At 49.8% G+C, this 21,811-nt stretch carries 21 protein-coding genes; all 21 read right to left on the bottom strand.

Annotated elements, in window-relative coordinates; genetic code table 11:
- Nucleotides 1–11 precede the first annotated feature (11 nt).
- The gene (locus tag NST16_RS14240; protein WP_340887225.1) at nucleotides 12–2,006 is read right to left on the bottom strand and encodes a beta-galactosidase; all 1,995 of its coding nucleotides are present in this window, start codon (nucleotides 2,004–2,006) and stop codon (nucleotides 12–14) included.
- 5 nt (nucleotides 2,007–2,011) lie between these two features.
- Entirely contained in the window at nucleotides 2,012–2,665 is a 654-nt protein-coding gene (locus tag NST16_RS14245) for a rhamnogalacturonan acetylesterase (protein WP_326192372.1), read from the bottom strand.
- 3 nt (nucleotides 2,666–2,668) lie between these two features.
- Nucleotides 2,669–3,679 (bottom strand): L-glyceraldehyde 3-phosphate reductase, encoded by a 1,011-nt coding sequence (mgrA, locus tag NST16_RS14250; RefSeq protein WP_340887226.1) that lies wholly within the window; start codon nucleotides 3,677–3,679, stop codon nucleotides 2,669–2,671.
- 9 nt (nucleotides 3,680–3,688) lie between these two features.
- On the bottom strand, nucleotides 3,689–5,527 hold the full coding sequence (locus NST16_RS14255; RefSeq protein WP_340887228.1) for a rhamnogalacturonan lyase: 1,839 nt from the start codon (nucleotides 5,525–5,527) through the stop codon (nucleotides 3,689–3,691).
- Nucleotides 5,528–5,576: 49 nt separating this feature from the next.
- Nucleotides 5,577–7,421 (bottom strand): rhamnogalacturonan lyase, encoded by a 1,845-nt coding sequence (locus NST16_RS14260; protein ID WP_445684595.1) that lies wholly within the window; start codon nucleotides 7,419–7,421, stop codon nucleotides 5,577–5,579.
- 139 nt (nucleotides 7,422–7,560) lie between these two features.
- Complete coding sequence (locus tag NST16_RS14265; protein ID WP_168747151.1) at nucleotides 7,561–8,190, bottom strand: YesL family protein; 630 nt, start codon at nucleotides 8,188–8,190, stop codon at nucleotides 7,561–7,563.
- Nucleotides 8,187–8,849 carry a YesU family protein gene (locus tag NST16_RS14270; protein WP_326196909.1) on the bottom strand — a complete coding sequence of 221 codons (663 nt, stop codon included), beginning with the start codon at nucleotides 8,847–8,849 and terminating at the stop codon, nucleotides 8,187–8,189. Before NST16_RS14270 ends, NST16_RS14265 begins: the two co-directional genes overlap by 4 nt.
- Nucleotides 8,842–9,540 carry a rhamnogalacturonan acetylesterase gene (locus NST16_RS14275; protein WP_340887231.1) on the bottom strand — a complete coding sequence of 233 codons (699 nt, stop codon included), beginning with the start codon at nucleotides 9,538–9,540 and terminating at the stop codon, nucleotides 8,842–8,844. The genes NST16_RS14270 and NST16_RS14275 overlap by 8 nt, the downstream gene beginning before the upstream one ends.
- A 13-nt stretch (nucleotides 9,541–9,553) precedes the next feature.
- On the bottom strand, nucleotides 9,554–11,839 hold the full coding sequence (locus NST16_RS14280; protein WP_340887233.1) for an AraC family transcriptional regulator: 2,286 nt from the start codon (nucleotides 11,837–11,839) through the stop codon (nucleotides 9,554–9,556).
- A 22-nt stretch (nucleotides 11,840–11,861) separates the two neighbouring features.
- A complete protein-coding gene (gene yesR / locus NST16_RS14285; RefSeq protein ID WP_286058909.1) occupies nucleotides 11,862–12,896 on the bottom strand; it encodes a rhamnogalacturonyl hydrolase YesR in 1,035 nt (344 codons plus the stop codon).
- Nucleotides 12,897–12,911: 15 nt separating this feature from the next.
- Nucleotides 12,912–13,802, bottom strand: a complete 891-nt coding sequence (locus NST16_RS14290) for a carbohydrate ABC transporter permease (protein WP_010333300.1) — start codon at nucleotides 13,800–13,802, stop codon at nucleotides 12,912–12,914.
- Nucleotides 13,803–13,805: 3 nt separating this feature from the next.
- Nucleotides 13,806–14,735 (bottom strand): carbohydrate ABC transporter permease, encoded by a 930-nt coding sequence (locus NST16_RS14295; protein WP_026014675.1) that lies wholly within the window; start codon nucleotides 14,733–14,735, stop codon nucleotides 13,806–13,808.
- A complete protein-coding gene (locus NST16_RS14300) occupies nucleotides 14,732–16,015 on the bottom strand; it encodes an ABC transporter substrate-binding protein (protein WP_168747144.1) in 1,284 nt (427 codons plus the stop codon). The genes NST16_RS14295 and NST16_RS14300 overlap by 4 nt, the downstream gene beginning before the upstream one ends.
- A 104-nt stretch (nucleotides 16,016–16,119) precedes the next feature.
- Nucleotides 16,120–17,235: a response regulator transcription factor gene (locus NST16_RS14305; protein WP_340887236.1), complete on the bottom strand. Its 1,116-nt coding sequence runs from the start codon at nucleotides 17,233–17,235 to the stop codon at nucleotides 16,120–16,122.
- Complete coding sequence (locus NST16_RS14310) at nucleotides 17,235–18,968, bottom strand: cache domain-containing sensor histidine kinase (protein WP_340887238.1); 1,734 nt, start codon at nucleotides 18,966–18,968, stop codon at nucleotides 17,235–17,237. Before NST16_RS14310 ends, NST16_RS14305 begins: the two co-directional genes overlap by 1 nt.
- Entirely contained in the window at nucleotides 18,965–19,594 is a 630-nt protein-coding gene (locus tag NST16_RS14315; protein ID WP_326227719.1) for a YesL family protein, read from the bottom strand. Before NST16_RS14315 ends, NST16_RS14310 begins: the two co-directional genes overlap by 4 nt.
- Before the next feature lie 114 nt (nucleotides 19,595–19,708).
- Nucleotides 19,709–19,990: a YesK-like family protein gene (locus tag NST16_RS14320; RefSeq protein WP_168747140.1), complete on the bottom strand. Its 282-nt coding sequence runs from the start codon at nucleotides 19,988–19,990 to the stop codon at nucleotides 19,709–19,711.
- Nucleotides 19,991–20,042: 52 nt separating this feature from the next.
- On the bottom strand, nucleotides 20,043–20,588 hold the full coding sequence (locus tag NST16_RS14325) for a GNAT family N-acetyltransferase (protein ID WP_168747139.1): 546 nt from the start codon (nucleotides 20,586–20,588) through the stop codon (nucleotides 20,043–20,045).
- Between the two features lie 122 nt (nucleotides 20,589–20,710).
- Nucleotides 20,711–21,280 (bottom strand): spore coat protein CotJC, encoded by a 570-nt coding sequence (cotJC, locus tag NST16_RS14330; RefSeq protein ID WP_010333292.1) that lies wholly within the window; start codon nucleotides 21,278–21,280, stop codon nucleotides 20,711–20,713.
- 14 nt (nucleotides 21,281–21,294) lie between these two features.
- Complete coding sequence (gene cotJB / locus NST16_RS14335) at nucleotides 21,295–21,558, bottom strand: spore coat protein CotJB (RefSeq protein WP_268471450.1); 264 nt, start codon at nucleotides 21,556–21,558, stop codon at nucleotides 21,295–21,297.
- The gene (gene cotJA, locus NST16_RS14340; protein ID WP_010333290.1) at nucleotides 21,542–21,790 is read right to left on the bottom strand and encodes a spore coat-associated protein CotJA; all 249 of its coding nucleotides are present in this window, start codon (nucleotides 21,788–21,790) and stop codon (nucleotides 21,542–21,544) included. Before cotJA ends, cotJB begins: the two co-directional genes overlap by 17 nt.
- Between the last annotated feature and the right edge of the window lie 21 nt (nucleotides 21,791–21,811).

The following is a 21,811-nucleotide window of genomic DNA, read 5'->3' on the forward strand; positions in this document are numbered from 1 at the left end:
AATGCAAAGAATCAGCTGCGATTATCAAACTGAATCACACGGTATTCGTGTGGTCCGACTGACAGTCTCCCGGCTCCGACTGAACGATTGGCCAAAAGGTCGGTCCCCTCTTTTGGAAGCGTCACACTTCCGCCTTTTCCATTCATATTAACGATGATCCAAACGAGGCCGTTTTCTCCTTTTCTCGGGGCAACAATCGTGCCGGGGGTGACATCGGATCTGATAGAAACTGCTGCTTCTCCCGCATAATGCCTGACGAGTGCTTCCAGCATCGCATCTCCTTTTTTGCCTGATGGAAGCGAGCCGAGCAAGACGATTTTCCCTTTGCCGTGCTCTCGTTCTGACAGAAAGGCATGGCCGGCACCAGGCCCGGATTCAACTGTGCCGAGAGTATTTCCGCTCCCTGCATCAAACACCGCGCTCCACAGTCCGAGCGGCGCCGTCATGCCAAACGCTTTTCCTGTATTTGCATCCTCGTTCATCGGGAACGTAAACAGCGTTTTGATTCCGGCTGTTTTCTCCAGTTCTCCAAGGCCATAATCGGTATGAACCGTATGCTCGCCCGTACGCCCTCCCGTCAGTGGCCCGGCAATCCATATGCCGCCCTCTTCAGCAAATGCGGAAGCTTTTTTGATAAAAGCAGAGGACAGATAAGGCACAAATGGCGTAAACAGCACACGATAGCCCTCCAGCGGAAAGCCTTCCGGAACGAGATCACGATGAATGCCCGTGTTGAGGATGCGCTCGTAAAAGTGTGTGATAAGCGTTCGGTGCTGGAGTCCCCGGTGAGGTTCTGTTTTCAGAAACACTTTCGCCCTGTCGGAATAGGTCATCGCAACATCAGCCTGCACGGGCACAGTAGAAAGAATGATCGGTTCGATTTTCTTTCTTGCCCGCTCAACCGCCAAAACGTTTTGATAACCGATCGTCGGCTCTCCCCATGCACTAAGGACGGAACCGTGTGAAATCTCGCTGCCTGAACGCTGCTGGCGCCACAGCCAGTAGCAAAATCCCTCGCTCCCCAAGGCGTAAGAAGACACGGCTTCAGCTTGTAAATACCCATCGGCGTGCGGCATGGCACAGCTTTCGAGCGATGCTGCATACGACGGACTTGTTTCCAAAATCCAAAACGGGCGGTCTTTTTTGAAATGCCTCCAAATATCACAATTTAATAAAAATGCAGATGCATTATCCTGGGAAGCGTACGTATCATAGGAAGCAAAATCGAGATTCTGAAACATCCGCTCATTGTCTGTGCTGAACATGACCGAGCCGTTATGAGTGATCGGCGCATCCGAATAACTGCGAATGATTTTCGCCTGTTCATCCGCAAAATGAGCGATCATCTCCATCGAAAACAGCTGATACATCGTGCGCAATGAAGCGTGATGCAAAAACGGGGCCGGACCCGGCTGCGGCACCTGCTCAAAGGTTTGATAGGTTTCGCTCCACACATCGGTCCCCCACGCTTCATTTAACCGTTCAATCACACCGTAACGGTTTCTGAGCCATTCATGCCATAAGCTTAGGCACGTCTCACACATGCATTCAGCCACATGACATTTAAATTCATTATCGAGCTGCCAGCCGATCAGCCCCGGCAGGTGTCCCAGCTCTTTGGCGATGCTTGTGGTGATGATGGCGGCTCTTTTTCGGAAATATGGGTTATTTGTACACGCATGCTGACGGGAGCCGTGCCCCATCACCTCTCTTTTTTCGTTAATGTGCATTCGCTCCGGCCGTCCGTGCGAGAGCCAAATAGGCGGTGTCGGCGTCGGTGTGCACATAATCGTTTCGATGCCGTTGTCATACATCCTTTTGATCATTTCCTTAAAAAAGCTCACGTCAATGTTTCCTTCTTCCGGCTCGATCACAGACCAGGCGAATTCACCAATTCGCACAACATTGATGCCGACCTCCCGCATCCTGTCAATGTCCTGCTGAATCGTGTCTTCATCCCATAATTCAGGATAATAGCATGCGCCGTGATATAGTTTTTTCCCCAAGTCCTTCACCCTTCTTTGACGATAGATTCTGTTAATGGCAGTCCGAGCTCCTTCATGCCTTTCGCTACGAGTTTTGCCATTTCATTTGCGCCTTTTTTTGTAAAGTGCGTGTAATCGTCAATCCCCTCAGAAACCATAAAATAGGTGTATACTTTTTCTTCGCCCTTCTCAGTAAAGAAAGCGAGGCTTTTTTCCATTAGATCAATAAGCTGGACATTTTCCTCAGCAGCCGTCTGCTTCATGGCAATGCAATAATCAGGAAAGTCGTTCAAAAACACGCCGTTTTCATAATGAAAGCGGGCTACTGGGGTAATGAGAAGCGGATGGGCGCCTTTTTCCCGCGCGCCTGCGATATATTGCTTTAAATATTGTTTATAGGTGGTATAGGGCTCAGTGTAGCGCTCAGGTTTGTTTTTCGACGCGTCATTATGGCCCATCTGCACAAACAGCCAATCATCCGGCTCGATCACATCAAGGATCGCCTGAAGCCTGCCTTCCTCCACAAAGGTTTTTGAGCTTCTGCCGCCGATCGCTTTATTGATCACCTGAGTATGCTCCGGCAGATGCGAACCGAGAAACTGCCCCCAGCCCCCTTGATTTGTCCTTTCTCCATACGTTTGGACAGTCGAATCACCAGCAAGATAAATATGATTTGCCATACCTCATTCCCCCTCGTTTTTTTCACTTAATATTAACTCAATGGCAGAAAGCTCCTCGTTTGAAAAGTCCGCTGATTGCAAGGCTTGAACGTTTTCCTCTATTTGTTGCGCCCGGCTTGCTCCAATTAAAACGGAGGTCATCCGGGCATCCTTCAAAAGCCATGAGAGCGCCATTTGCGGGAGCGATTGTCCCCGTTCTTTCGCAATCTTATTCAGCCTTTGCGCCTTACTGACCGCCCTTTCGGTTATGTGCTCCGTCTGAAGGAATGGACTGTTCGCATCCTTTGCTCTTGATGTTTCCGGGATGCCTGAAACGTACTTTGTCGTGAGAAGCCCTTGAGCAAGCGGCGCAAACGCGATGCAGCCGGCTCCCTTTTTGTCCAGCACATCAAGCAACCCTTTTTCCGGATCTCGGTGAAACATTGAATATTGCGTCTGATGAATGGCGAGCCGAACGCCGAGTTGATGTAAAAGTTCGGCCGCGCGCTCAGTCTCTTCAGGACTGTAGTTTGACAGTCCGACATACAAAGCTTTTCCTTGGCTCACAAAGCCCGCCAGCGTCTCCATCGTTTCCTCAAGCGGCATTTCAGGATCAGGACGGTGCGAATAGAAGAGATCCACATAATCAAGCCCCAGCCGCTTTAAGCTTTGATTCAAGCTGGCAGTCAAATGTTTTTTCGAACCGCCATTGCCATACGGCCCTTTCCACATGTCATAGCCGGCTTTAGTGCTGATGATGAGTTCATCACGGTAAGGCGCAAAATCCGTTTTCAGCATGCGCCCGAGCATCTCCTCAGCGGAGCCGGGCGGCGGGCCGTAATTGTTGGCCAGATCAAAATGGACAATGCCTGCATCAAATGCAGCTCTCAACATGGACCGCGCGTTTTCCGGAGAATAGGCATCGCCGAACTGATGCCAGAGGCCGAGAGAGATAGCGGGAAGTCTTAATCCGCTTCGCCCGGCTTTGTGATAGGTCATTTTGTCATAGCGTTCAGTCTTTGCTTCGTATCCCATACATTCCTCCTAAAGCGGGGTCTCCGCTTTGTTTCCCGCTATGTACAGAGCGGGTTTCGGCGGTTTTTTCATCCCTGTTCCGAGATAAAAGCTTGTATGCGGCGGCTGGTTGTACGCTGTATTCTGCCAAGCGATCCCGAGCCTGTAAACCGGATCGTGCATCAGCGTGTAAATACGGTGATGGGTAAAATGTGTCGTTGTATAGATACGGAGCGCACTGCTGTCTTCGGTTCTCCAAATGACCTCTTCCCGCCAGTCTCCGAACAGGTTGGCCTGAAGAACCGGGTTTCCTTTTGTCCCGTTGTTGGACAGCACATCTTCCGGCTGAAAAATCGTTTTTAAACAGCGGTTTTCAGCATCCCACTTTTCAATCTTTGGTTTGCCGATCGTTCCATTCCAATCATGATCCAAAAGCTCCCTGACCAAGTCTCCGTCCCACCAGATGGCGAAATTGGCTGAAGCAGGCGCTTTGTCGCTGATTTTTTCTCCTTTGCTCGTATAGAGCCCATATGACATTCCATCATTGCCCGGCGGATCGATTCCCCAGACAAGCGACCCCTTATACAGAGGGTCAATATGAGCAGCCATTCCTCTGCCGACATCTGTTCCGGCATGGACGCCCCATAACACCTCACCTGTTCCGGCATCACGCAGCGACAACCCATACGGCTTGCTTGCGTCCTCATGAACCTGAAACACTTCAAGCCCTTTGCGTGACGGATCAAGATCACCGACGTGCATGGCGTCTCCGTGTCCGAGTGCCGTCGTGTACAGACCAGTTCCGTCATGATCGACCGCCATGGCGCCGTAAATAATTTCATCTTTTCCATCTCCATCAACATCAGCCACGCTCAAGCTGTGGTTTCCCTGTCCCGCGTATGCTTCATGCCCCGGCTGATTTGAATCAAACGTCCAGCGTTTTTTCAGCCTGCCGTTCCGGAAATCATAAGCGACGAGTACTGTTCTCGTATAATAGCCCCGTGCCATCACCAGGCTCGGCCGCTCTCCATCCAAATAAGCGATTCCGGCGAGAAAACGGTCCATGCGGTTGCCGTAGCCGTCTCCCCAATCCTCCAGTTTTCCCCGAGGCGGTTCATAATCGACAGTCGTGAGCGCTTCACCGGTTTCCCCTTTAAACACTGTCAAATATTCCGGACCTGACAGAATTCGGCCCTGCTCATTTCTGTAATCAGCATGCTCGTCACCGATGATGTTTCCTTTGCCGTCTATTGTGCCGTCGGCTGTTTTCATAGCGATTTCTGCTTTTCCGTCACCGTCTAAGTCATAGACCATAAACTGCGTATAATGGGCACCCGCTCTGATGTTTCTGCCGAGGTTGATGCGCCACAGAAAAGTGCCGTCCAGTTTATAGGCGTCAATGAGAACGTCTCCGGTATATCCATGGTGAGCGTTATCTTTTGAGTTGGACGGGTCCCATTTCAGGATGATTTCATATTCTCCGTCCCCATCCACATCTCCGACGCTCGCATCATTGGCGCTGTACGTGTACGGCTTTCCGTCCGGCGTGATACCGCCTTCCGGTTTGTTAAGCGGCACCTCTAGGACATTTTCCCGCCAAACGGGGGCTTCCTTCGAAAGCCTTTCTTCACGGCCTTTATAAACAGCCGCCACTTGATAGAGAGAGTCCTCCGTTCCCTTTTCATCCAGAAAATTGGTACTGTCCTCAATCGGTTTGCCAGTGATCCGATCTCCATCCCGATAAAGGTGAAAAGCCGTCGTCTCATGATCCGTTCCGAGAAAACGCCAGCTGACAAACACGCCCTGCTCCGTCTTGACCGCAATTAAGCCTCTGGTCAAGTACTCCATCTGCCTCTTTTTTGGTTTCATTTTAAATGGGAACGGGCCAAGCGTGCGGCCCGTTCCTTCCCCCCTTCTGTTAAGGCGTATACATATTCGGTTTAGACTGTGCCGCCATGCCGTCTCCTAAAAAGAAGCTTGTATGCGGCGGCTGGTTATACGCGACATTTTGCCAGGCGATGCCGAGCCGGTAAACAGGGTCATGCATCAGCGTGTACAGCCTGTGCTCGGTCGGGATGGTGGTGGTGTAGATGCGGAGCGCACTGCTGTCCTCGGTTCTCCACACAGCCTCCTCCCGCCAGTCACCGAGCAGATCAGCCTGAAGCGCCGGTGTTGCTTTTGTGCCGTTGTTGGCGGCCACGCCTGAAGCAGTCAGCATATTTTTCGATGCGCCGTTTTGATAATCCCACTTATCGATTCGGTTGCTGTCCAGCTGTTCCCGCAGCAGGTCACCGTCCCACCAGATGCCGAAATTGGTTGACGACGGCACACTGCTGCCGATTTTGGCGCCTTTTGATGTGTAAAGAGAACCGTTCGCCCAAACCTCCTGTCCCGAATAGCGCGGATCAATATCAGCGGCCATCCCCCGGCCTACATCCTTGCCGGCGTGAACACCCCAAATGATTTTTCCTGTCGCGGCATCCCGGAAGGATAAGCCATATTGCGCGTTTTTGTCCTCATGAACCTGAAATACTTCAAGCCCCGGCCGGCTCGGATCAAGATCCCCGGTATGGAGGGCATCACCGTGGCCTAAGCCTGTCGAGTACATGCCTTTGCCGTCATGGTCAACAGCCATTGAGCCGAAGATGATTTCATCCTTTCCGTCTCCGTCAACATCCGCAATGCTTAGATTGTGATTGCCCTGTCCGGCGAACGCTTGATTTCCCGACTGAGAGGAATCCAGCGTCCAGAGTTTTGACGGTTTTCCGTCTCTGAAGTTATACGCAACAAGCATGGTTTTGGCATAATAGCCTCTAGTCATAATCAGACTCGGCCGCTGCCCGTCGAGATACGCAATGCCCGCAAGAAAACGATCGACACGGTTGCCGTAGCTGTCGCCCCAATCCGATACGTTCCCTCGTGCCGGTTCAAAGTTTGAAGTGACAAGCTCTTTCCCCGTTTCACCTTGAAAGACAGTCAGGTACTCAGGACCAGAAAGCACACGCCCCTGCTCATTTCTGTAATCGGCATTCGCATTTCCGATCACTTTTCCCGTGCCGTCTTTTGTTCCGTCAGCGGTCTTCATCGCCACTTCCGCTTTTCCGTCACCATCCAGGTCATACACCATAAACTGAGTGTAGTGTGCGCCTGCTCTGATGTTTTTGCCGAGACCGATTCGCCATAATCTTGTTCCGTCCAGCTTATACGCATCAACAAACACTTCACCCGTATAGCCGTCCTGTGAATTATCCTTTGAATTGGACGGGTCCCATTTGAGGATCAGCTCATACTGCCCATCGCCATCCACATCACCCGTACTGGCATCATTGGCACTGTAGGTATAGGCTTCGCCCTTTGGCGTCGTGCCGCCAGCCGGTTTATCAAGTGGAACGGAGTGATACGGCTGTGCCCATACAGAGGCTTTTTCAGAAGCTGCCTGCTCGGTACCGTTTACAACAGCCCGAATGGAATACGTTGAGCCCGCAGATCCGTTTTTATCGATATAATTCGTGGATTTGACAGGCGAAGCATTCAGCTTTTGTCCGTCTCTGTACACATTAAACGCCACGGATGCGTTTTCTGTCCCAAGAAACCGCCAGCTGACAAAAATGCCGCCTTCCGTCTTGACTGCCACAAGGCCCCGGTTCAGCGCTTCCATCTGCCGCGCCGCTCCTTCTGCTTTGACAGGAAACACAGAACCCCCCATCATCAACAACACCAACAGTGTGAGAGTGGTAAACATGCTTTTTCTTCGTCTAATCATCAGACAGCTCCTTATCATCGATCTGTAAGCGCTTACTTAAATTGGATTTTATGCGCTTAAGAAGCTGTCTTCAATGTCACTTTTTTGCATAAACGTTTTTGGTTGGCTGCACTTTTTTGCCGGTTTGTCATTTTTTTGTTTACCCGGCCTGATGACGGTGCCGGGCCTCTGTTTTTTGAAACCCTCTGTAAGCAAAAAACATCGACACGAGCCCAAATAAACTAGGGCCGTAAAATGGGATCAGACCCGGAAGCGTATACAGCAAGTAAAGCACAAATCCGCAGCCGATCAACATGCAGCCGGTGGTCAGCGGCCGCATGGCGCCAAACAGCAGCGCTTGCGGAATATATTGGCGAAGCGGAAGCTCGTAATGCACATAAAGAGGGAACACATACATGAGCGCGACGGTGTACAAAAGCCCCGCCAAGAGTGTGCAGCTCGTCACAGTAAAGGACAGCCAATCCGCACTTGCCGAAAAATAATAATAATTGGCGGACAACATAAGCAAAAGAGCAATAAACGCAAGTCCAATCACATTGACCTTCAGAAACTCTTTTTTGTAGGTATCCAGAAATAACGCAAATACCGGGACATCTTTATGCCCCATCAGCCATTTCCGTATGACGGCACACATCGCGGCTGTGCTCGGCGCCCATCCGAAAAGAACGCCGCCCAAAAGTGTAAACAACAGCCACAGCCCGTTCAGCCACGCGATTTTCACAACCGCTTCACAGCCTGCATAAAGCGCATCCGTCACAGTCGTCTTCATCCTCTCACCGCTTGGTGCACAGACAAATCACGATAAGCGGCTTTCATCGGCGCCATTTGCCTCAGCCCGATTTTTCCTTTCGTTAACACAGGCCCGAATGTGCTTCCGTCATCCTGCCACTCCAGAATGGGCAGATCATTGATCGAAAAATGCACATATCCTTTATCCTTAATGAGCTTCATATGATACGGGGAAACAGCGTCGTCCGGAGAAGGCAGCGGATCAGCTCCCAGTGCAGCGAGGTGGAAACCGCGGCTTTTTCTTAGATTGCAGGTGCGAAACGCTCTTTCCTCCGGGTATTTTCTGCGGAAATACGACAGATGGAGCGCATTGATGTCTCCGGAATGGTATTCGGGGTACTTTCCTGTTCTTTTCTTGAGTCGCGAGTCAAATAAGTCCTCGCCTCCGATGCCGGCAGCCGCGAAAAACAGCATACACAGCCCCGGCTGTTCAATCGGGTAAAAATCCCACTTCACAATGATGCCATCGGGAAATGTTTCTGGGCACCAATAAACAAAGTGCACTTCGTCCTCTACATGTGACAGGTGCATACGCTGATCTTCGAACGAGACGTGCCCGCCTCCCTCCATCCGCCAGTCTTTCACATCGCTTGCTGAACGGAGCGGATTGCGGTACAGGCACGCGCCTTCTTTATACATGTTTTTTCCCCTCCCGGCTTACGAGATGATCCTTCAGCGGAAAGCCGATTTCTTCGATGCCCTCGGCAACGAGCTTCGCAACCTCCATGGCCCCTTCTTCTGAAAAATGCGTATTATCCTCAATGCCGTCTGGATAATTCGGATGTTCATCCGGCTGAAACCACATAAACAAACGCTTTGACTCCTCCGGGCCGTATGCTTCATAAAGCGCCTTCGTTTTCGTTAGCAAATCAATGACCGGCACATCAAGCTCCTTCGCTAACGCTCTCATCGCATCCGGATACTCACCGAGCGTGTGCTCAATCCTTCCGTTTTGATCAAAGCGGCGCCGCTGCACCGATGTAACGAACACAGGCTGCGCGCCTTTTTCACGCGCTGTGTCCGCAAACAAAGTGAGAAATTGCTGATACGTCGAGTATGGTTTCGTTCCCCGCGGTTTCTGGTCATTGTGGCCGAATTGGATAAACAAATAATCACCTTGGGATATACGCTCAGCAATCGTCTGAAGCCTTCCTTCCTCAACAAATGAATTGGTGCTTGCTCCCCCTTTGGCGTGATTGCACACCTTCACCTGTTCAGTGAACAATTGACCGAAAACCTGCCCCCAGCCTGCCATCGGCGCTTCATGCGGCGGACAGTCGCTTACGGTGGAATCCCCTGATAAGAATACCTGAATCGTTTTTTCCATCACATGTCCTCTCCTTTCACGGCGTTTCCTGATACATTTGCCTGAAGACTCCCGGCGGCATGCCGACCTGCTTTTTAAAAATCCGGTTGAAATAATTGTGGCGATAGCCGACTTCTTCTGACACATCATGAATTTTTTTATTTGTATTGACCAGCAGTTCTTTTGCTTTTTCGATTCTGATGCGGGTCACATAATCAATAAAATTAACGCCCGTCACTTGCTTAAATGCCTTGCTCAAGGTGTAAGAATTCATGCCCAGCGCATCCGCGCAGCTTTCAAGAGAAAGATCCGCCATATACTGCTCATGAATCATCGCAATCACACGTTCCGCCACCTGTTTTTGCTGTCTGTTTTTCCTGCCTTCAAGCTTGGCGAGGTACGGGGTGACAACCGCATCCATCAGCCAGGCAGCCGCTTGGACAGGCTCATGCAGCTCAGATATTTCGCGAAGCATATCCCTGTTGCCGAACAGCTCGCTCGGGTGAAGGCCGGAATGCAGAATATCCTCCTGGATGCGGGAAAACAGCTGTATCAGCGCAGAATGCACTTGTCTGTCGCTGACCGCCTTTTCAGCCATTTCAGCCATACATAAGCGAATCAGCTCCTCTGCTTCCGCTTTTCTTTCCAGCCGAATGGCCTGAACGATTTGTTTTTCAAGTTCAAAAGGATAGTAGGGTGCGGATGGCTCAGCCTGAAAAACATCATCCTGCAAATCGATGATCTGATGGCGATTGGCAAAACATCTGCGGGACTTGCCGCTTTTCACATCCTTAAACAAAGATGGGATATCCTTAATACGGGCCGATTGCCTGCTCATTGTTCCGGTCAGGCTTAGTCCCGTGACAGCACCAAATATGTGGGCCAGCTCTGAAAGATGCGCCTTCAGATCCGAGCCGCTCGTTTTCATCACAAGCACGGTGACGGAAAGGCGGCCAATATCAAGAATTAAAGGTTGAAAACGCCGGTTTGCCGCGAGCTCCTCATGTAAATTGGTCAGTGTAAACACAGCAAGCTGTTCATCGTCGGCATAGAACATGCTTTTATCACAGCGAAGCCCTGTCACCTGAAGATCAAGCACGTGAAATATGTTTTCCCCGATGTCCCATCCCGCATCCTCCATCCGCGATCTGAGGCTTTCCTCTGTGTCATAGTAAAAGTCACCCTGAAGCAGGTGCTGCAAAAAACTCTTTTTCATATGGGGCGTCTGCCGGAGCAGCTGCTCATGAAGCCTCCGGCTCTCAAGGGAAAGATCATTCCATCTCTTTTCAATCCACTTAAATTCGTCCTGACCTGACGCCTGCCATGCTTGTTTCTCTCCTCCCGTAAACAGTCCGAGCAGATGCTGAATCGGGCGATAGATTTTCCTCGAAGCGTACCACGTCATGCACACAGCCAAGCCGATACAAACGACAAGCATCACAATAATCACCTTTGATAAAAACACCATTGGCGCTGTGATAGCTGAAAGAGGCGCCGCAGAAACAAAGGTCCACTTCTGGTGCATTCGCTTCATTTCTCCATAGGAGACGGAATACACCGTGCCATTCCAATCCATCTGAAAATGGCCTTTCTGGCGAGGCTGTTTTTTCACCTCATTCATTAAAGCATTTTCAAAATCCTTTTCTCCTCCATGGAAAAGCACCTCCCGCTTTTGATCAAGAAGTAGCGCGCTGCCTTCAGGGTAAGGAGACAAACTTTGCAGAAGCGCCTCCATTTCTTTCGGATCTACCGTCAGCATGATCGCGCCAAACGGTTTCTCAGCCGCACCCGGAATGAGCTGAATCAGCGCGGCGTCTTTTCCCGATCGGCTCCAATAAATACTCCGATCGGAGTCGAGAAGCGAGCGGTATTTGTGAAGCATATCCTGTTCTGTCAGTGCGCTGTATTCGGGGCTCAGCACAAGAGGCCGGGGGCTGTTCAGAAAGATAGAAGCCTGCTGAATCAGCGGCTGTTGATCCCGCAAAAGAAACAGCTTTTTCGTTAATTGATAGGAGAATGTAAAGTCTTTCTCCAAATCCTTCTCGGCCAATCCGTTCATCAGCGAGGAATCGTATGCCATTTGGGCAAGCGTCAGCTCAAGCCCTTCCAGCTTCTCATCCATCCGGCTGACTTCACGCGCCACCTGTGTTTCATGCGACTTTTGCAGCTCTTTCTCCACCTTATCGATAGACAAAAAGTAGATGGCCCCGCCTGTCAGCAGTCCGGGAATACAGGCAATCAGCAAAATGAAAACAAAGTTTCTTTTGAAATACGTTCCCTTCCAGCGTGAAACCCGTTCTTTCTGTTGAGGCTGTTTTTTCATCCCTTTCCCCCCGCCGCCGTCTTTACTGATACACGCGTTTTTTCGTTCTCAGCACATCAGCGAGAAATGTGAGTGCAAGTCCCTGTCCCCAGCCTTGTATTCGTTTGTAAGGCACTTGTTTGTATCCTTCCGCATTTTTCATGACGGCTGTGCCCGCGGATACTTTACTGACCCGACCGTCCTCTTCCACCGCATCCAAAATAGCGGCAAGTGATTTCTGTACGTATTTTGTATAGAGCTTCCCGCTCGACAGCAAAGCAGAGGCAATGCCCGCCGATGCGGAAACCTCCAAATACGAATCCGGATCATCCAAAATGGTATGCCACAGCCCTGAATCGTCCTGAAGCCGGACAAGCGCGCTTAACTGGTCTCTAAGCGATCCGTCAATGATCATAAAAGAAGGATGCGTCACCTCGATGAGCGGGAGCGCTTTTGCCATCGTAAGCGCAGCCCAGCCATTCGCCCGTCCCCAATAAATCCCCGACAGGTGGTTTTGCGCTTTGTTGTCCCAGGCATGGTAATACAGATTGGTCACGGGGTCCTGCAGCACGTCCTCATGTCCATGAAACTGGCGCAGGCCGTCCTCAAAATAATCCTCCCGCTCCATCACACGGCCGATTCTCAGCATAAACAGTCCCGCCATCATCAGCGTATCCGCCCATGCCTGCTCAGGAAACACATAATCCGACGAGTTCACCGTATGCTGAAGAATACCTTCCCCAAAGCGGGGCGCGTGATGAAGCACATATTCCGCCATCTCGCCAGCCGTTTCCAAATAGACGTTATCTCCCGTCACCTGATGCAGAAACAAAAGCGTATGCCCGATCGATACACCGTTGATCGATAGCGGCGGCAGCCCATCCTCAAGCTGTTCATCCACCCACGTTTTTAACAGTTTGATATACTCCTCGTTTTCCGTCGCTTCATACGCCTCTGCCACGCCGTAAAACGCGACGCCGCCCGGCCAATCCCACGCAAAATCCATTTGAAATGTCCGTTTCACAATTCTGTCCATAACGGATGTGACCTTTTCTTCATCAAAGATAAGCTGTGCCATCTGCAACACTCCTTTTTATTTTAATCCGGTCGTACTGATGCCCTGAACGATATATTTTTGAAACAGAAAGAATACGAGAATCACAGGCAGTAAAGAGACGGCCGACATGGCAAACATCGCACCCCAGTTTGAAGCTGATTCCGTATCGAGGAAAAGCTTCAGCGCAAGAGAAACAGGATAAAGCTCCGGCTTATTCAAATAGAGCAGCGGCTGAATCAGCTCCTCCCACTTCCAATAGAAAGAAAAAATCGCAGACGTTGCAAGCGCCGGTGCAATGAGCGGCAGAATGATCCGCCAAAAACAGGCAAAGCGCCCGCACCCGTCGATTCTCGCTGCTTCATCCAGCTCCTCAGGGATCGTTCGGATAAACTGGATCATCAGAAAGATAAAAAACGCATGCCCGAAAAATTGCGGAACGACAATCGGTTTAAAAGAATTCAGCCAGTCTAATTTCGCAAACATAATGTACTGCGGAATCATCAGCACTTCATGCGGCAGCATTAACGTCCCCATCATGCAGGCGAACCAAAATGCTTTTCCTTTAAACGGAATACGCGCGAAGCCGTAGGCAATGACAGCCGATGACAGGACGGCTCCGATTGTAGACAGCCCGACAATGATCGCCGAGTTTTTAATAAAGGTCAAAAACGGCTGACCCGCAATGCCCTTCCACCCTTCAGCATAGTTGCTGAGAATAAAAGGATCTGGTATGAGAGAATGAGAGGTTGTGAAAATACTGGAGCTTTCTTTAAAAGAACTGACAAACAGCCAAATGACGGGATACAGCAATAACACTGCCAGTGACGCCGTAAGAACATGGAACAGAATGCGTTTTGGCCTGATGCGCCCGGCTTTTTTCCCTTCAAACACCGGGGCTTGCCTGACAGGCTGGTTGACCGGCTCCATCCGTTATTCCTCCTTTGATTCGTAGTGAACCCAATATGATGATGTTTTAAATAAAATCAGCGTAATCAGCCCGACAATGATCAGCATGATCCACGCCATCGCCGAGGCGTAGCCCATTTGAAAATAGTTAAACGCCCGCTGGAACAAATAGAGTGAATACAATAGCGTTCCGTCAAGCGGCCCGCCCTCGCCTTTTGAGATGATATAGGCTGGGGTAAAGGTCATAAAAGCAGAAATCGTCTGCATGACCAGGTTAAAGAAAATAATCGGCGTCAGCATCGGCAGCGTGATCTTAAAGAAGCGCTGCACGCGGGTTGCGCCGTCCACGCTGGCCGCCTCCAAGTATGATGCCGGAATGTTTTTCAGCCCGGCCAGAAAAATCAGCATGGATGACCCGAACTGCCAGACAGACAAGAGAATCAGCGTCCATAACGCGCTTGTCGGGTCCTGGTACCAGAGAATTTTTTGATCGATCCCGACGAAAAACAGCAGCGCATTGATGACCCCGTCATTGCCGAAAATATTGCGCCACATAATGGCAACAGCCACACTTCCGCCGATGATCGAAGGCAGATAAAACAGCGTCCTGTAGATGGCTGTTCCCTTTGCCGCGTTGTTTAAAATGACGGCAATAAAAAGCGCGAAGCCGAGGCGGAGCGGAACCCCGGCAAGTACGTACGTGAAAGTGACCTTCAGCGACTGCCAATACTTTTCGTCACCCGTAAACATTTCCTTATAGTTATCGAGCCCGATCCACTTCGGCGCCGTAAACAGGTCGTAGCTTGTAAAGGACAGAAACAGAGACGCGCCCATTGGAATCACCGTAAAACAGAAGAAGCCGATAATAAACGGAGAAATAAAAGCATATCCCGCCAGATTGTCTTTTCTCTTACTCCGGCTTATTTTCATTCTGTCAGCCCCATTTCCCGTCAATTATTCCTCTCTAAAATGTCGTTGGCCTGCTTCCGGAACGTTTTGGCGGCTTTTTCCGGCGATACCTTCTGATACAGAATCTGATCAGACGTATCCTTCAGCAGCTTAATAACCTCAGCGCTTCCCACCGGCTCCGGCGGATCGGCTTTGCTGATGTTTTTCGACGCGGCTTCCACATATTCCACAATGTTGGCCTCTTCCTCATTCAGCTCCGGTTTTATCGCATCTGCCACCTTGTCGGATACCGGAACGCCCCGCTCGCCTTTAATCAGCTGGTTCGCTTCTTTATTATTTACGAAGAAATCTATGAACTTCGCGGCCTCTTTTTTATGCTCAGAGCTTTTCGGAATGGAAAACAGCATACTCGGCTTCAGCGTCAGTGCCTTTTCCTTCATTTGTTCAGGCGGCAGATAGAGAGACAGCGGTGAGTCTGTCAGCCGGGCAAAGCCCAAATATTGATTGGAGTAGTTCCATGTAATGGCTGATTTGCCTTTGACAATAAAGTCATCTTCCATCCCTTTAATTTGGGCGCTTTCGTCCGGCGTTGGCGATGTTTTTGCTTTGACCAGCCTCAGCTGCCGCTCAAAATAGTCGACAAACAGCTTGTCATCCTGATACGCAAGGCCCGTGCCGTCCTCTTTATAAAAACGCTCACCCTTCGTGCGCAAATAATACGGGAAGAAAATATCAGGCGGATGCATTCCGTTAGATCCGTATACGCCGGCTTTTTCCTGCAGCTCATACGCCAGCTTCTCATAATCCTTCCACGTCCAGTTTTCCTGATGAATTGAAACACCGGCTTTCTTCAGCAGATCATCATTGGCAATCACTGAAAGCACGTTAACCCCAAGTGTAAATCCGTAAAGCTTTCCGTCAATCTTTCCGCCGGAAAGCATATTCTCATCGATTGAACTGACGTCAATTGTTCCGTCCTTCATATATGGCGTTAAATCCTCAAGCTGATTTTTCTTTCCGTATTGCGCTAAATATGCCGTATCCATTTGAATGACATCAGGCAACTGGCCCGCGGCAGACATTGGCGCAAGCTTCTTCCAATAGTCATCCCAGTTCGCAAATTCCGCTTCAATATGGACATGCGGATTCTTTTTCTCATATAATTCAATGACCTTTGTTGTATAGTCATGCCGCGGCTGTCCGCCCCACCATGCGATTCTGAGCGTCATGTCCTCTTTTTTCCCTGACGCCTCTTCACCCGCAGAACATCCGCTGAAGAAAAAGACGCATACAAGTGACAGCAGCACGTAATAAACCTTCTTCAAATCAATCCCCCCCTTTAATGTAAGTGCTTACATTTTATTTTAAAGGGTTGTGACGAGGCGAAACACTCAAAAAACAGTGGCGAAAGTTAAAAAAACAGAGATGGCTATCCTGCGGAAGCGCCTCCCTGTTTTCTTCTGAATTCTGACGGTGTCAGACCGGTATATTTTTTAAAGACAAGACTGAAATACTTCGGATTATCACCGAACCCGATTTCTTCCGCGATTTCTGATACACTCACATCCCGCCTCAGCTTCATCTGCTTCATCGCATGCTCAAGACGCACCCGTGTAACATATTGAGAAAACTTTTCCCCTGTCTCCTGCTTAAAGATTTTCCCCAGATAATCAGGGTTCATAAACAGCATATCTTTTGCTGCCCATTTCAGAGAGAGATTCGGATTGCCGAGCTCGTCGGCGACAAGCCTGGTGATTTTAGAAATCAATTCACTCCGCTTTTGGTCACCGGCCGTTTCAGTTGCTTCGCGGAACAGCTGTCCTGCGTCACGCAGCTCCCCCGTCCGGCTGATGATTACCCGGCAGCCTGCCAAGCCGTCTTCCGCCTTGTTTTCCAGATCGGACGTGCCCTCCTCCACGGCAAACACCGCACGTCCTCCGCTGCAGCAAAAAGCTGTCAGCGCGGAACCAAACGCCTCTCTGGCGGCAGAATCTCCAGGCTGAGTATTCTCTGCGATGATAAGGCGAATCATCTTTCCTGCAAGCGAAGGCGGCGGAGACAGTTGGGTGACACCGGCGATCAAACCTTCCAGGTATTGATCAGCCGCAAAGGAACGGATATGATTCAGCTCATGTTTCAGGTGGGCGGCTTTCTTCTTCCGCACATCATGCTGCTTCAGCTCGGCGATGATCTCCTCTAATGAACGGATAATCTGCTGTTCATTGCAGGGCTTCAGCAAATAATGCCTTACCCCGTATTTCATCGCTTCCTTCGCGTACTCAAACTCCCCAAAACCAGACAGGACGATAAATTGCACAGACGGGCAGACGGCTGACACCTTTTTGATCAGCTCAAGCCCGTCCATACCGGGCATTTTTACATCAGTGATAACGATATGCGGCTGCTTGTTTATAATCTTCTCATACGCTTCAATTCCGTTCTGCGCTTTGCCGACTAAAGAAGCGCCAAGCGTCTCCCACTCAATGATCCCTGCCATTCCGTCAAGAATGATCCTCTCATCATCAGCAAGCAGTATTTTGTACATCACACCACCTCATTTCGGCACGGTATAGTCAGCAAAATCGCCGTTCCCTTCCCTTTCTCACTTTGAATGCGTAAGCCATACGGCTCCCCGAACATCAGTCGGATGCGTTCATGAATATTCCAGAGCCCGATCCCTCTTCCGCCCGTTTTTTCAAGAATACGTTCGTTCATGCCAGGCCCGTTATCTTCGACAGTAATACAGACGCAGTCCTCCGTTTTTTTCGCTTGAATGCGGATGGCGCATGGCCGAGTAAAAGGCTCAAGCGCGTACTGAATCGCATTCTCCGCCAGCGGCTGGAGTGTCAGCTTCGGAATTCGGCAATGCTTTACCTCTTCGGCGATGTCCAGTGTGAAGTTCAAGCGCTCTTCAAACCGAAACCGCTGAATCGTCATATAGTGAAGCACAATATCCGCCTCCTCCTGAAGGGTCACTGTATCTTCTTTGATATGAATGCTGTTTCGCAGGAGAAAACCGAGCGACTCTACCATTTGAGAAATTTGCTTCTGCTGATTCGCTTTCGCCAGCCAATTGATGGACTCAAGCGTGTTATACAAAAAATGCGGGTTAATCTGGGCTTGCAGCGCCTTCAATTCTGTTTCTTTAATAATAAGCTGCTTTTCCACATTTTCTTCCATCAGCTCATTGATCCGCTTCATCATTACGGTAAAATGGCGGTTCAGCGTTCCCGCCTCATCCTGTGTGTGTTCCGGCAGTGACAGCGACACGCCCGCCTCAATCCCGCCGTGCTGCACCGATTTCATTGCGGATACAAGCTGCTCGATCGGCTCTGTGATGCTGTTGGCAATCTTCCGTCCGAAAAGCAAAACCACACTAAAAAACAAAAGAAAGCACGTACCGATCACCGTTTTCATAAAGGAAATTTTCGCGAACATCTGATCAAAGGGGATGACATTGTAGTAGCTCCAGTTTTGATAGGATGATTGAAGGAAAGAAATAAAATAACGTTTGCCATTCTTTTTTACCAAGTCATAACCAGGATGCCGCAGCGTCTGCTTTGTCATCTCAGGCGTAAGCACCGATGCACCGGCCGAATATACCAGATTGCCGTCCTTGTCTGCGATCATCATATCTCCGACCGAATCGCCCCAATCCTTCGGCAAATCACGAATCATCTGTTTCACATTCACTTGAATCAGCACCATCCCCAAGCCATTTAAACTCAGCTGATGAAACGATCTGATTTGCCGCGCTGAAATCAGGACAGGATCTGAACTGCCTAGGGTCATCCAAAGATTTCTGCCTTTTTGCGCTTTCGCCCGTTCAAATACCTCTTCCTGCTGCTGCTTCATAAGGTCCGATGAACTGCTTCCGGCGGAATACTCTGAGCCGCGGGTATCAATCAAATGAATCGAATCAATGTACTTTTCATCGCCGGCATATTGCGCAAGCTGATCCCACAGCTCCTGCTTCATTTGATACTGGTCATACGTATCATCACGGTTTTGCATGCTGAGAATGCGCTGAATGTGTTCATCGGTAATAATTTCATACGATACATCTTCAATTTTCTTCAGCTCGTCTTCAATCCGTTCAGAAGACATCCGCAGCACCTCCGAGGATTTGCGGTAAATCTGTTCATCATAGACATGAAAAGCGTACTGCACCCCGCTGTACACAAACAAAAAGGACACGGCCATAATCAATGACAGAAACACAAACAGCTTATCCTTAATCTTCATCCGCCTGTACCAGCCCGCGACTCTTCCTTTCATGCCGCCTTTTCTTTCTCCTGACGCTGATCTATTGACATAAATGCTTTTAAGGACAGCTTCGTTAACAACAAGCTCAGCGCGCTGCCGCTGAAAAACAGCAAAAACGTCACATGAAACAGCACAAGAAACAACATTCCGACCGCACCCGCTGCCATCATCAGCGTCACCAATGGCCGGCTGAAGGCAATCAAAAAGCTGATGCTCAGCACCTGTCTGAGCTTTACGTCAAAATGAGAAAAGACCGGAAACACATATAACAGCACAAACGCGAAAATCAATCCGATGCTCATAAACACATTCACCAGCACAGGCTGATTCATCTGAGCGGCAATCCGTATATCCGCAAACAAAAACAAGCCGGCCGTCACCAGAATGAGCCCCAACAGCTGAGCTGCCCCCCACTCCTTCTTAAACGTCCGGATAAAGACAGAAAACACCGGGACATCCGTGTTCCCCTTCGCCCACTCTCTCGCCACCGAAAACATCGCGGCCGTAGCAGGCATCAACCCAAACACAACGAGCCCGGCAAGAGAAAACAAGACCCACAGCACATTGACATAAGCCAGTCTCATTACCCATGTACAAAAACGATTCAGCCCATTTGTCAGGCTATGTATCATCAACATCACCTTCCTACTACAGAAAACGCTTTCATTGTAAAGTAATATGTATTTCTCCACTCGAAAGAAAATTCCTGCCACCCCGTAAAAAATTCGACATCATTTGAGACGGCAAATGCCTTACCTTCTCTTGATTTGCCTTTTCAACAGCCGGAACACCGTCTCGATCAAGTACCCGGCAAACGCTCCGACTATCACATGAATCCCAAGCATGCCCAGCGCCATGCCATCCCAGCCGCCGACAAAAAAGATGCTGCACCAAATTGTGATCACACCGAGAACAATCAGCACGGCCAGTAAGCATTCCGGCCATTTTCTTTGCGGCATCCTCAAGCGCAGAAAAATAGATACACAAGCAGAAATACAAGCCGTCGCAATGGCCATCACATAAAAAAAGAACATCCGCCCTGTCCTCCCTTTTCAAAAAGGCAAAAAAGCCCCCTAAAAAGGACGCTTATTCTGACTTGTTCAGTTCTTTCTCAAACAAATGAAACCCCGAGGCATCTGATCCCTTGAATTCATATCCCATTCGCCTGTAAAAGGAATGCAAGGCGTCGTTATCAGCAACACAATCAAGACGGATCCGCTTCTTCCCCGGATACTCAACACCCGTCTCCGTCCATGTGAGAATCTCGGCCCCAAGCCCATTTCCCGCAAACCGGCGGCTGACCGCCAGACGGTGCAAATAAATGGACTCTTCGTGCCCCTCGTCTCCCCAAAGCGTTCTGTCCCATTCGCTCGGCTCAGGCAGAAGCATCACTACACCCGCCAGCTCTTGATCTTTTTGAAACACAAATACATGTCCGCTTTCAATCGAGCCAACAATATCATGTGAGTCATGTCCCTCCAGCAGCCCGCTCCACTGGTCAGAGCCCCGGTCCCGCAGCCATTCAGCCGTACGGACGAGCAGTCCCGTTATTTGCTCTGCATCCTCACGGTCTGCCAGGCCGGCGTAAAAATCATTTGCAACTGTTTCTTTCGTAATCTTAAAAGATGACATAAAGGCCCCCCGATCAAAACTAACTTACATGCATACCTCCATTATAATGCAAGCAAACGACAAAAAAACAGAATATTTTGTCTGTATGTAAAAGGACGCATGAAAGGGAGCCCCCATTGCTGTTAAAAGAGTTTCTTCTTATCCCGTTCTTCTTTTAAAATCTCAACCGCTTCCCTAAAGCGCATAGAATGTATAATTTCACGTTCACGCAAAAACCGCAGGGAATCGTTCAAATCAGGATCATCCGAAATATCAATCAGCCACTGATACGTCGCCCGCGCTTTTTCTTCTGCTGCGATATCTTCATACAAATCCGCAATCGGATCGCCCTTCGCCTGAATATAGCTTGCCGTAAAAGGCACCCCCGCCGCATTATGATAAAAAAGCGCGCCGTCATGATTCGCGTAATGATCACCAAGCCCGGCTTCTCGCAGCTGCTCCGGCGTCGCATCTTTCGTCAGCTTATACACCATCGTCGCAATCATTTCCAGATGGGCAAACTCCTCCGTGCCGATATCTGTTAAAAGGCCGATGACCTTATCAGGAATGGTATACCGCTGGTTCAAATACCGGAGAGCCGCGGCCAGCTCGCCGTCCGCTCCGCCATACTGCTCAATCAAATATTTCGCCAGCGTCGGATTGCACGTGCTGACCTTGACAGGATATTGCAGCTTCTTTTCATACACCCACATTCAGGCATTCCTCCTTATACTTGCCACGGCCAAGGCCCTTGATTCCAATCCCACTCCTCGCCCGCGGGGCTATTGCCGTACTGCAAAAGCGGTCCGTAAGATGATTCGAATTGCCTTTTTAAATGCCTTGCATAGCCGGAATATTGATTGAATTGCTTCAGCGCGTCTTCATCATGAGGATGTGTATCTAAATACAGGCTCAGCTCAACAAGCACAAAATCAGCTGCTTGAATCTGCTCAAGCTGGCGGTAATATTCCGCATCAACCTTTTTTGTCATGTGCGTCTCCCCCTCGATAAGGATTTTCATAAAAATCATAGAGATCCTTCCAAAGGGTGCCTTTCCTTAAAGCCTCCATCGGCGAAAACTGCTCCATATGCTCAGGCTGAAAGGTCATATAGAGATTAGGGGGCGTTCTGTAATATTTCTTCCCTATGGGCGGACAGGGATCAAAACGGCTGTGAAAGGGCGTGTATGATTTAACAGGTGTAAATGGCTGCATCTCCTTCATTCTGGCTCCTCCTTTCTCAAT

It is taken from the genome of Bacillus sp. FSL K6-1005 (assembly GCF_038000225.1).
Taxonomy (GTDB): domain Bacteria; phylum Bacillota; class Bacilli; order Bacillales; family Bacillaceae; genus Bacillus; species Bacillus mojavensis.